Raw genomic sequence first — 12120 nt, 5'->3', positions numbered from 1 at the left:
TGTGATTAAATCACATCAATCCCTTGTTCTTTCAGCAGGTTTAATCCAATATCTTTTAGTTTATATTTTTGGATTTTACCGCTGCCGGTCATTGGAAAATGATCGACAAAGAAATAATATTTCGGGATTTTGTAACGTGAAATTTTTCCACGGCAAAAATCCCGAATTTCTTCTTCTGTGAGATTAGTGCCCTCTTTGAGAATGAAAAAGGCTCCTACTTCTTCTCCGTATTTTTCGGAAGGAATGCCAACAACCTGAACATCGTGGATATTCGGTAATTGATAAAGAAATTCTTCTACCTCACGTGGGTATATATTTTCTCCTCCTCTAATAATCATGTCTTTAATGCGTCCGGTAACCCGATAATTTCCATCGGTATCTTTTACTCCTAAGTCGCCAGAATGTAGAAATCCTTTTTGATCAATAACTTCAGCCGTGGCTTCCGGGTTTTTATAATAACCTTTCATCACATTAAATCCTCTGCAGCATAATTCTCCCTGGACACCAACAGGACATTCTTTTCCGGTTTCAGGGTCAATGACCTGTACTTCTACAAACGGATAGTCTCGTCCTACCGTTGTACAACGGGTTTCAAACGAATCTGTGATACGAGTTTGAGTCATTCCCGGAGAACTTTCGGTCAGTCCATAAACACTGGTAATGGTCATATGCATCTGTTCTGAGACCCGTTTCATAAGTTCAATAGGGCAAAGCGAACCTGCCATGATGCCTGTCCTTAATGAAGTCAGATCGAAAAGGTCGAACATAGGATGATTCAGTTCTGCAATAAACATTGTCGGAACACCATACACTGCAGTGCAACGCTCTTTATGAATTGATGCCAGAACTACTAATGGATCAAACCGTTCTACCATAACTTGCGTGCTTCCATGTGTGAGACAGTTCATTCCTGCTAAAACGATACCAAAGCAATGAAAGAGAGGCACACAAATGCATAGTTTGTCGGTTTCGGTAAAAGCCATGTTTTCGCCGGTTATATAACCGTCATTTACAATATTATAGTGAGTCAACATTACTCCTTTAGGGAATCCTGTGGTTCCTGAAGTATATTGCATATTCGTGACATCGTGGCAGTTGACTGCCTTTTTTGCTTCCAGTAAAGGTTGATCATCCTGGGTTTTACCAAGCAACAACAATTCGGCTGTTGAATACATTCCCCTGAATTTTTCTTGACCGATATACACTACGTTTTGTAGTTTTGGGAAACGCTCATTGACCAGATATCCGCGTTGACAGCTTTTCAATTCGGGTATCAGCCCGTAAATCATCTCAATATAATCTGTGTCAAATGTCCCATTGGTTAGGAAAAGCGTATGCATATCGGAATTTTTAATTACGTATTCCAATTCGTGCTGCTTGTAATTGGTATTGACCGTAACAGTAATAGCTCCAATTTTTGCAGAAGCATAAAGAATCGTCATCCAATCGGGAACATTTTGTGCCCATACACCTACATGATCGCCTGTTTTAATTCCGAGTGAAATCATACTTTTGGCCAATGTATCCACACGTTCGTTAAACTGTTGCCATGTAAAACGTAAATTACGATCGGAATAGACTATACATTCTCTATCAGGAGTTTTCTCTGCCCAGTATTCAAGCCATTCTCCAATGGTTTTTTCTGATAATTGATTCATGAGTTAGAGGACATTGTTTGGATGGGGGTATAATTCATTTTTGGCCAATTGTTCTAGTAAGATAGCAATTTTATCAGTAACTGCATCAACATATTTGGCTCCTTTTTCTGCAGTAGATGCTTTAGGATTGCCGATGCCTGTATCAGACGTCGCGAGATTCCAATGTCGGGGTGTCCAACCTGTTTTTTCGTTTAGCGCAGCGATATTAAATGGAGTTTCTATCCCATCTCCGGCTTGCGACAGTGGTAATACCCATTCTGGGTGAAAATGGAGCATAACAGAAGTTTCCATTTCCCCGGCATGATCATCCTTATTTTCGAAATAAGATGATTGCGGAACGATGGCAAACCAGTCTACTACCACAATGGTAATTTTAGGAAAATCGACAGCCAAGTCCCGTATCATGTTTTTGAAAGAATTGCCGCCATGACCATTGATTAAGACCAGTTTGTCGAAATGTTGTCGATTCATCGATGCAATAATATCCGAAAGAATTGCTTTTTGGGTTTCATATCTGGCATGAATACACAACGGTTGTCCTGTTTGCCCCGGATTTTGGGAACCAAAAGGCACAGGTGGTAATATGATAGCTGTCACACCTTTGTTTACAATTTTTTGTGCGGCTTCCACAGCTATGTCATTGCTGAGGATAGTATCTGTCCCGTAAGGTAAATGCAAGTTATGAGGCTCAGTTGCACCCCAAGGTAACAAAAGAAGGTCAATCTTTTTATCCCGTATGGTTTGTAACGATAGTATGTTTAGTGTGGTTGTAGGCATTATTTATTTGTTTTCTCAGGTTCTCATGCGGGGGTATAAAGTACTGCCAATACTTTGGCTGGTTCGTCAACAGCAGATACAATCAGGTGAGAGACAATTGAATCGTAATAAATGCTGTCGCCAACCTGAAGATTATAAACATTTTGTGCATAACGTACTGTAATTTTTCCCGAAATCACATATACAAATTCTTCTCCTTCATGGGATGAGGAACTTAACGTTTGTTCTTCTGCCGGTAGCACATCAATCAGAAACGGTTCGAGGTGACGATCAGCCTTTCCTCCTGCTAGTGAATAAAATTTCAAATGGGCTTGGCTAGGTGTATTTTGTGTAGAGAAACTAATAGTCGGTTTAGCTTCTTGCTTACTAACAATAATAGGTTCATTGCTGGTCGTATCATCTAAAAAGGTTCCCAACCGTACTCCTAAGGCCCTTGCAATCTTTAGCAATACATATAGTGATGCGATTGTACTATTATTTTCGATGGCTTCAACTTGTTCAACGGATAAACCGGAACGTTCTGCTAATGTCTCTTTTGTGAGTTGTTTACTTTCTCGGATGGTAGTGATCTTGGATCCAATAGAAGTTTCGTTTGTCATGCGTGTTAAAATGAATAGTAGAATGCTTATAAAACTATACTCTTTAGCGGTTTAAAAATGATGCTTTTACTTGCCAAAACAATCATTTTTATAAGAAAAACAAAGGTACAAAATGATTTTTATAACAAAAACAGAAATGTTTTACGTAACAGCCTTATATACATTGCCCGGTAGTACTCGTATAATTCCTTTGAATTCCATTTCAAGCAACATGGAAAACAGTTTCTCCACAGGCCATTGAGTTTGGACTGTAAGTTGATTGATTTGTAATCCTTCGCTTTTGCGCAAAAGCGTCAGTATTGTCTGTTCATCTTGGTTTAAATCGCTAAAAAGCGTTTGCTGAGTTGAAACGTTATCTTTTGATTCCCAATTCATAGCATTGAGTAAATCGGTAGATGATCCAATTAGCATGGCTTTATTTTCTTTGATCAGGTTGTTGCAGCCTTCAGAACGAATATCACCAATACGACCAGGAAGAGCGAATACATCACGGTTGTAGCTATTGGCCGCTTCGGCGGTTAATAACGCTCCGCCCCGTGCTGCTGATTCTACAATGATAATTGCATCGGACAATCCTGCTATAATGCGGTTACGTTGCACGAAATTAGGTCTATCTGGATTTGTGCCTGTGGAATATTCACTCACAATACCTCCATTTTTAGCCATTTTATTGCCAATGGGAGTATGTGTTGCAGGGTAGATACGATCTAATCCATGAGCTACCACACCAATGGTGGGGATTTCGTTTTTCAAGGCTACTTTATGTGCCGTAATGTCAATTCCATACGCCAACCCACTGACAATTATAATATTGGAAAGTTTTTGTGCCAGTTCTTCAATCATAGACGTACACCAACTTTTGCCATAGTCAGTTGGCATTCGTGTGCCGACAAAAGCAATAAAATGGCCGTCATTCAAATTGATAGTGCCATCATAATAGAGCACAATAGGTGAGTCGTCACATTCTTTTAGCCGAAATGGATAGTCTTGCTCTGAAAAGATTAAAGGCCGGATATGATGTGCATGTATGTATTCAAGTTCTTTATCCGCTAAGGCTAATGCAGTGGACGCCTGGTCAGCAATGATGGTTGCCAGTATCGTACCTATACCAGGTATTTTTTCCAGAGTGGACGCTTTTTCTTTGAATACGGCTTCTGCACTTCCTAAGAAAGCAATCAGATTTTTTGCCAATATGGGACCAATCCCTTTTATCAGCGTTAATCCGATATAGTAGCGCAGGGAGGATTCGTTCATCTGGCTTTATGATTATAATAAATAGCCAACAACCACCTGCCTATGAAATAACCGGCAGTTGCCCCTATGGCGTCTGCTAATTCGTCCAGCCATTCAGCATCGCGGGTAGTGGTGAAAAACAACTGGAATAACTCCATGCTGCCTCCCCAGATCGCGGGTATTCCGATGATAAGCAAGACGGTCTTTGTCTGATGAATCACAGAAATGCCATAGGTTGAGGAATATTCCCAAAACAGCATCAGGGCAAAACCGAAATACATCATGAAATGTACCAGCTTATCTTCGTTGGGGAATGAGGGAATGCCCGCAAACGTTGAAGCTGGAGCAGCCGACAAATAAAATATGACAAGGAGTACTATGATAGTCTTCCAGTATCTTTTGAAGAATAGTAGCATAAAAAATTAGTGATTTATAGTTTTTCTCCGTAAGCGAGATCGCCAGCATCGCCTAATCCTGGAATAATGTATGAATGCTCGTTTAACGCAGGGTCAATAGCAGCTGTCCACAGGGTAATATTTGTATTCTCCATATGTGCTTGTACATAATCGATAGCTGGTTGGCTTGAAATGATGGTGGCAATATGAATATGTGCAGGAGTTCCTTTTGTTAGCAGAGCTCCAATGGCCAACTCCATAGAGCTGCCTGTAGCCAGCATCGGATCGGTAATAATCAATGTCTTTTCAGTGATGGAAGGGGATGCAATGTATTCAATGAAGATATCGAATTTCAATGCATCCTTATATTTTCGATAAGCTGATACAAAAGCATTTTCGGCATGGTCGAAATAATGTAAGAACCCGTTGTGAAAGGGGAGCCCGGCGCGTAAAATAGTTCCCAAAACAATAGATTCTCCTGAAACCGGCATGTTGATTGTTCCTAGGGGAGTTGGAATATCTTCGTTTCGATAAGCGAGAGTTTTACTGATTTCGTAAGCCATTACTTCTCCAATACGTTCAATATTATGACGGAACCGCATTCTATCGGTTTGAATGTCAACATGGCGTATTTCTTTCAAAAACTGATTCAGCAGTGAGTTTTGTTCGGATAGGTTGTGTATTGTCATAAGAGATAATTTTTGCAAAATAACAAAATAAAACGATGTCTTCCAAATGAAGAGGCGATGTTTTTCCATAGATTGTCATGCAATTTGTTTGGTTTCTGTCTCAACGTCAACATTGTGACTTGACTTCGTATGACCAACAATAAATAGGGAACTTCAAATGCCTTTGTTGGGCTTTTTTTCATTGTCATATAACAAATTAGCTGTAGTTTTGAAATGAAAACGATACTTGTTCCAGAAGATAGAAAAAAGAGTAAGCAATGGAATCTGAATTTTGTGCTTAGAAAAATATTTTTTCTAAGCATCCGATTTGAAGCGGAGCAGCAAGATTTAGTCAGAAAGCAGACTTGTGTTTAGAGTAAATACGATGTACGCATTTTTTTCTGGATTGTCATGTGGTTTATTTGATGACTCTCAAGAACAAATAAAACGAGCCTCCGGAGTTCTCCGAAGGCTCGTTTTGTTCACAATTAAACGGATATATTACATTGTGCAAATTTGACTGATGTATTGGTAGAGTTCAGGAATGAATCCGATAGCAAGAAGACCAATCGTACAGACTACCAATGCGATCGTTAGTTGACGGTTGCGCTTCATCGGCGGTATGGTTTCAATAGCTTCATCGATGAACATATATTTCACAACTCTCAAATAATTGTAAAGGGATAGCACCAGGTTGGCTCCTGCAAAACCCAGCAGGACGTAGAGTTTGCTATTCATCCCCGAAGTCAGCAGGAAGAGTTTCCCGAAAAATCCGGCTACAGGAGGCACGCCTGCCAGCGAGAAGAGAGCAACTACCATAAACAGAGCATAAAAAGGATTCGATTTATAGAGTCCCTTGAACGATTGCAGCGATTCGGAGCCAGTCGTATCGGCCATAGCACTGATTACCCCGAAAGCGGCAATGTTGCTGAGCAAATAGATCAGGATAAAATAGACAACGGAAGTCGATCCCATGACAGATGCTCCAGCCACACCTACAAGTACAAATCCCACCTGAGAAATAGATGAGAATGCAAGGAATCGTTTTGCATTTTGTTGACGCATGGCAAACAAGTTCCCTATGGTCATACTCAAAATGGACAGGATACTGATGGCATATAGCCATTCTTCTTTTAATCCACCGAAAAGATGATATAAGATGGTAAGAAATACGAATACTACCGAACCTTTACTGATAACCGAAAGAAAATTGGTGACGGCAATAGGGGAACCTTCGTAAACATCGGCAGTCCAGAGATGAAATGGTACAATTGACATTTTGAAAGCAAATCCAGCCAGGATAAAGGTGAATGCAAAAATCGTCAGCATGTCAGGATGCAAATTAGCAATCACAGAGTCAAAACTTAAATTGCCAACGGCTCCATAGAGTAATGAAATACCGAACAGCATAATACCAGTAGAAAATGCTGATGACAGAATGAGTTTCAACCCAGCTTCAGACGAACGTTTTTCGTTGAGATTGAAATTCGACATGGCAGCAATAGGAATTGTTGACATTTCAACTCCCAGGTAAAGCATTAAGATATGCCCGCTCGATAGCATGACAAACACGCCCATGATACTACTGAGCATCAGAAAATAGAATTCAAGACGATGTTCCGATTGTTTGAGCCATTGGTAAGAAGTGAGCGAAATCAACAAGATGCCCAGATTCAGGATGTTTTTTTCGAAAACAATCAGATCGGTTGTTCTGAAAAATCCTGAGAAATAACTTCCGGTAGCCATGGGTAACCAACCGGCTAAGAAGTTTACCAGCAACAGGATATTCATCGTGCCTAGAAAAGCAGTTACTTTCGTGTTGAAATCACGTAGCGACATCACTAAAAGCGCTAAAATCAAAACCGCGATGACAATCTCAAAACGAAATAATAAAACGTTATCCATTTATTTATGTGTTTACGATGTTATAATTGGGATGATAACAGGATTTGTTTTTGATCAGTGAACAAGCACTCCCGAAATCAGTTTTTGATAAATCGTGGTAGTATCCATATCGATCAACCGTACAAACAGGAATGGAGCAAGACCAATAAGTAAAATGCCAAGTACTAAAAGCACGGTGGCTGTTCTTTCACTCCATGTAGCATCTTTCAATTTCAAAAATTCTTTATTGGTGATAGATCCCCAGATGGCAAATCCAACTGCACGCAAAATGTAAACGGCTGTTACCACAATCGACGCTGCTGCTAAAATGGTGGCAACCCGATAAAATATACCGGCATGTTCCCATGATCCTACAAAAATTGTCATTTCCGAAACGAACCCGCTAAAACCAGGCAATCCGAGGGAAGTTAACCCTGAAACAATGAAAGCAGCACCAATAAAAGGAATTTGTTTCAACATCCCCCCCAGTTCATTCGCTTGTCGTGTATGTGCCCGGTCGTAAATCATGCCGATAGCAGCAAAGAAAAGTGCTGTCATAATACCGTGCGATACCATTTGCATGACTGCCCCTGTGATGGCAACCTTGGTCAGCATGGCAATACCAAGTATGATAAATCCTACGTGACTTACGGACGAATATGCGTTCATATACTTGAGATCCTTTTGCATCATAGTAGCAAAAGCTCCGTAAATAATGGCAATGGATGCCAGGATGATAAATATCCATGAAAGTTCCTGTGCAGCGCCCGGTAATAAATATGTGGCTACCCGTAAACAGCCATAACCTCCAAGTTTCATGGAAATACCGGCCAGGAACATTGAGGCAGCTGTTGGTGCCGATGAGTGTCCGTCAGGTGCCCATGTATGGAACGGGAACATGGCTGTGAAAACTCCAAATCCTGTAAACAGCAATAAATAGAGCACACGTTGGGTTGCAATAGGAATATTGAGCCTGGCTATATCCTGAATGTCCCAGGATTGCATTCCTGATTCATAGAACAACCCGATCATGCCCAGAAAAACCAGTGCAGAACCTGCCATTAGCATCAAAGCTAGTTTCATTGAACTGTATTCTTTTCGTCCGCTACCCCACATCCCGATCAACAGGAATTTTGGAATAACAGCCAGTTCGAGGAAGAAGAACATGGCAAAAAGATTCGTTGTCATGAAGAATCCGTATGCACTTAAACTCAACAGGATGAGCAGAAAGAAAAATTCTTTTACCTGTTTGTTGATCTTCCAGGAAACCAGTACTCCGGAAAGTACAACCAAAGCTGTCATTAAAATCATCACCAATGAGATGCCGTCAATACCCGATGTGAAATAAATCTTCAACGGTGCAAACCACACATAACTACTTTGAAACAAATAAGGAGCAATAGCCCCTGCCTGACGCATCTGCACATACAAGGTAGTTAGTATAATGGCTAGAATTAATTGGAGGGAACTCCCGGCTAAAGCTACACTTTTAATATGCAGCTCTTTTTTAGCCACAATCATCCCGAGTAAAGTTACAATCGGTAGAATAATTAATAATTGTACGATATCCATTGTTGATTACATAAATTGAATGAATAATAAAGCGACAAGAAGAAGCGCGCCACCCAGAAAATACATGGCATATTCCTGAACTTTCCCTGATTGCATCGGCTTGATGGTTTTTGAAGTAACCTCGGTTACAGTAGCTGTCCCATTAATTAAAATGCCATTGACTACTGTGCGGTCAAACCAAGCGGCAGGTCGCCCAACCAAATTGAAAATAATTTTTTTGGTGACAAATAAATAAATCTCGTCGATATAGAATTTGTGGTAAGCTACCTGATAAAATCCTTTGAAATAGCCAACTGCTTTTTCTGCTTTGTCGGATTCCTTATAAAAGAAGAGATAAGCGAGGATGATTCCAAGCAATCCCAGAGAAACAGGCAATACAGAGAATGCAGGATGGAAAGGCAGTATAATCGGAGCTCCTGTTGCACTTACAAATGATCCGAATGGAATGAGACCTGCAAAAGCGGCGCCAAGTACTAACACGAGGAGAGCCGTATTCATTGCCCATGTATGTTTTTCGTGATTATGATGATCACTTACCGGTTTATACCAGAAAATCCGGAAGTAAAGCCTGAACATATAGAATGCAGTCAGTCCGCTGGTGAATACTCCAATGTAATATACTAAAGGATTGCTATGAGATGCTGCTGACAAAATTGCTTCTTTACTGAAAAAACCGGAAAAAGGAGGAATACCGGAAATGGATAAACATGCCACAAGGAAAGTAATATGTGTGATAGGCAGAGCCTTCCTCAAGCCACCCATATCTTCCATTTCGTTACTATTTATAGCGTGGATGATAGCACCCGCACCTAAGAACAATAAAGCTTTAAAGAAGGCATGCGTAAAAAGGTGAAAAATTGAGGCAGTAAAGCCTTCTGTTTGTCCTTCACTCCATCCGGCAACACCCAGCGCAAACATCATATAGGCAATCTGAGAAATAGTGGAGTAGGCCAGCACCCGTTTAATATCAGTTTGTGTACACGCGATAATTGCCGCAAAAAGAGCCGTAAAAGCTCCGATATAGGCTATGATATGCAGCGCATCAGGAGCTGATATAGCGTAAATAGGGAATAAACGGGCAACCAAATAAACACCGGCAACAACCATCGTGGCTGCATGGATCAAAGCCGACACAGGTGTTGGGCCTTCCATTGCATCGGGCAGCCAGATATGTAACGGAAACATAGCCGATTTTCCGGCGCCTCCCATGAACACAAGAAGTAAAGCCCATGTCAGGGTGGATAATCCCATGAACGAAGTAGCGGTAAAGTGGGCAAGATATGGTGATCCGGCTTCAGTAAGACGTTGAATCATTACAAAGAAGTCAAGTGTTTTTGCCCCATGGCTTAATATCAAAATCCCAATTAGAAACCCTAAATCGGCAAAACGCGTTACTATAAATGCTTTCTTCGCTGCTGCGATTGCTGATGGTTTGGTAAAATAGAATCCAATCAGTAAAAAGGATGATACACCAACCAATTCCCAAAATATATACATTTGGAAAATGTTGACAGCTACAACCAACCCTATCATTGAAAAAGTAAAGAGGGAAAGATATGCATAATAACGGGCGAAATATTCCTCGCCATGCATATAGTTCAGACTGTACAGATGCACCATCGTTGACACGATGGTAATGACTAATAAGAGTGTTACGGAAATAGGATCAAGCACGATACCCAAATCGATGGAAAGATTATCTGAGAATTTTAGCCATTGAAACTGCAAAGCAATATGATGTACATATGAACCGGCTTCTGGTCCAAATCCAAAGAAATAACCTGCGGCAACATAAAAAGCCAAAATAGCCGTTGTGGCAAGTGTAAGTGTGCCAATGAGCCCAGCGATACCAGGCTTCATTCGTTTGCTGAGTAAAATAATCAGGGTAAAACTCAGCAAAGGCAACCCCACAATTAATAAGGATGATAAATCGTAACTGTTCATATTTAATACTTCATCGTTGTCGTATCTTCAATGTCAATGGTTTTGAATCGACGATACAGATTTATAATAATAGCAATCGATATTGATACTTCAGCCGCAGCTACTGTGATAATGAACATGGTGAAAAATACACCTTCCAGTTGATGCGGGAACAGATATTTGTTGAACGCTATAAAATTAATGTTGACACTGTTCAATATAAGTTCAATGGACATAAGCATCGTAATCATGTTACGACGTGAAAAAAATCCGTAAACCCCCAGAAAGAAAAGAGCAGAACTTAAAATAAGAACATGTGATAAAGGAACTTGTTCCATATTCTGTTTATTTATTTGGTTTGATTGGTATCGTTAGTTGATTTTTCCTCTTTTTTCTTCATAGCAATCACTATACTTCCAACTAATGCTGCCAGCAATAAGATGTTGATGACTTCAAATGGAAATACGTATCCAAATTGAGTATAGTTTAGCATCTGCTTTCCTATATTATGAACGGAAGGTTCAATGGCGGGCAAGTTAGATGATGTAAACAGATAATTATACACTATCCATGAAGTAAAGCCTAATCCCGCAACGGATAAAATTCCTGCACCGAGAAGCCTACTCTTAATTGGAGGTGGCAGTTTGTCTCCTGCACGTTGCGTTAGTAAAATAGAGAAAATGATTAATACTACTATACCTCCTACATAGATAATGATTTGTAACGCAGCGACAAAATCCATTCCCCATAGCAAATAGATGCCAGCAACACTAATAAGCGAAAACAACAAATAAATGGCAGCTCTGAAAATTTTGCGCGTAAAAACGGTCATTGCTCCGAAAGTGAGCACTAAAATGGCCAAAACATAAAATATTACTGTGGATGCATTCATGATTGTTGCTCTTTAACGGTCGGTTTTTCTTTTAATTTAGAACCAGGACGATTCAATTGACGAACTAACTTGCTGCGATCATAAACGCTTAATTCAAATGAATTTTTCATTTCAATGGCATCTTGTGGGCAAGCATCAATACATTGATAGCAAAAAGTACACATATCCAGGTGATAAATCCATTTGTCCAAAACACGTTTCTTTTTTCCATCTTCTGTTTCAACTTGTTTTGAAATAATCTGAATTGAATTATTGGGACATGCAATTTGGCACAATGTACAAGCTGTGCACTTATGTTCGTTGTTTTCGTCGTGCGTCAAAACAACTTCGCCATAAAATCTCTCTTTGACGCTAATTGTAGTTGTTCTGTTGTCGGGATACTCTTCGGTGATGTTCACTTTCTTGATGGTGACAAAGTAGCGAAGAGTCAATAATAACCCTTTGGCCAACGACACGAAGGCATAAACAACCTCCTTAATATAGTTGAAAAGTGCTCTCATCTTTTGTTATTAATTTATT

General features: G+C 40.1%; 12 protein-coding genes. All 12 read right to left on the bottom strand.

From position 1 onward, the window contains the following. Positions 1-5: 5 nt before the first annotated feature. Positions 6-1658 carry an AMP-binding protein gene (locus FHX64_RS05045; RefSeq protein WP_183412716.1) on the bottom strand — a complete coding sequence of 551 codons (1653 nt, stop codon included), beginning with the start codon at positions 1656-1658 and terminating at the stop codon, positions 6-8. A 3-nt stretch (positions 1659-1661) separates the two neighbouring features. Next, on the bottom strand, positions 1662-2435 hold the full coding sequence (locus tag FHX64_RS05040) for a creatininase family protein (protein WP_183412715.1): 774 nt from the start codon (positions 2433-2435) through the stop codon (positions 1662-1664). 23 nt (positions 2436-2458) lie between these two features. Continuing rightward, positions 2459-3034, bottom strand: a complete 576-nt coding sequence (locus FHX64_RS05035) for a helix-turn-helix domain-containing protein (RefSeq protein WP_183412714.1) — start codon at positions 3032-3034, stop codon at positions 2459-2461. 141 nt (positions 3035-3175) lie between these two features. Further along, positions 3176-4288, bottom strand: coding sequence for a DNA-processing protein DprA (gene dprA, locus FHX64_RS05030; protein WP_183412713.1), 1113 nt, complete (start codon positions 4286-4288; stop codon positions 3176-3178). Next, complete coding sequence (locus FHX64_RS05025; RefSeq protein WP_183412712.1) at positions 4285-4683, bottom strand: VanZ family protein; 399 nt, start codon at positions 4681-4683, stop codon at positions 4285-4287. Before FHX64_RS05025 ends, dprA begins: the two co-directional genes overlap by 4 nt. 14 nt (positions 4684-4697) lie before the next feature. Beyond that, positions 4698-5351 (bottom strand): uracil phosphoribosyltransferase, encoded by a 654-nt coding sequence (gene upp, locus FHX64_RS05020; protein WP_183412711.1) that lies wholly within the window; start codon positions 5349-5351, stop codon positions 4698-4700. A gap of 480 nt (positions 5352-5831) precedes the next feature. Then, positions 5832-7235: an NADH-quinone oxidoreductase subunit N gene (locus tag FHX64_RS05015; RefSeq protein WP_183412710.1), complete on the bottom strand. Its 1404-nt coding sequence runs from the start codon at positions 7233-7235 to the stop codon at positions 5832-5834. Positions 7236-7289: 54 nt separating this feature from the next. Next, on the bottom strand, positions 7290-8786 hold the full coding sequence (locus FHX64_RS05010) for a complex I subunit 4 family protein (RefSeq protein WP_183412709.1): 1497 nt from the start codon (positions 8784-8786) through the stop codon (positions 7290-7292). Positions 8787-8792: 6 nt separating this feature from the next. Then, positions 8793-10730, bottom strand: a complete 1938-nt coding sequence (gene nuoL / locus FHX64_RS05005; protein ID WP_183412708.1) for an NADH-quinone oxidoreductase subunit L — start codon at positions 10728-10730, stop codon at positions 8793-8795. 2 nt (positions 10731-10732) lie between these two features. Beyond that, a complete protein-coding gene (gene nuoK, locus FHX64_RS05000) occupies positions 10733-11047 on the bottom strand; it encodes an NADH-quinone oxidoreductase subunit NuoK (RefSeq protein WP_183412707.1) in 315 nt (104 codons plus the stop codon). A gap of 11 nt (positions 11048-11058) precedes the next feature. Continuing rightward, complete coding sequence (locus FHX64_RS04995) at positions 11059-11601, bottom strand: NADH-quinone oxidoreductase subunit J family protein (protein ID WP_183412706.1); 543 nt, start codon at positions 11599-11601, stop codon at positions 11059-11061. Then, the gene (locus FHX64_RS04990; RefSeq protein WP_183412705.1) at positions 11598-12101 is read right to left on the bottom strand and encodes a 4Fe-4S binding protein; all 504 of its coding nucleotides are present in this window, start codon (positions 12099-12101) and stop codon (positions 11598-11600) included. The genes FHX64_RS04995 and FHX64_RS04990 overlap by 4 nt, the downstream gene beginning before the upstream one ends. Positions 12102-12120: the final 19 nt, after the last annotated feature.

The organism is Microbacter margulisiae, from assembly GCF_014192515.1.
GTDB lineage: Bacteria > Bacteroidota > Bacteroidia > Bacteroidales > Paludibacteraceae > Microbacter > Microbacter margulisiae.
The sequence above is the reverse complement of the archived record's forward strand: the minus strand, read 5'-3'. Positions and strand labels throughout refer to the sequence as shown.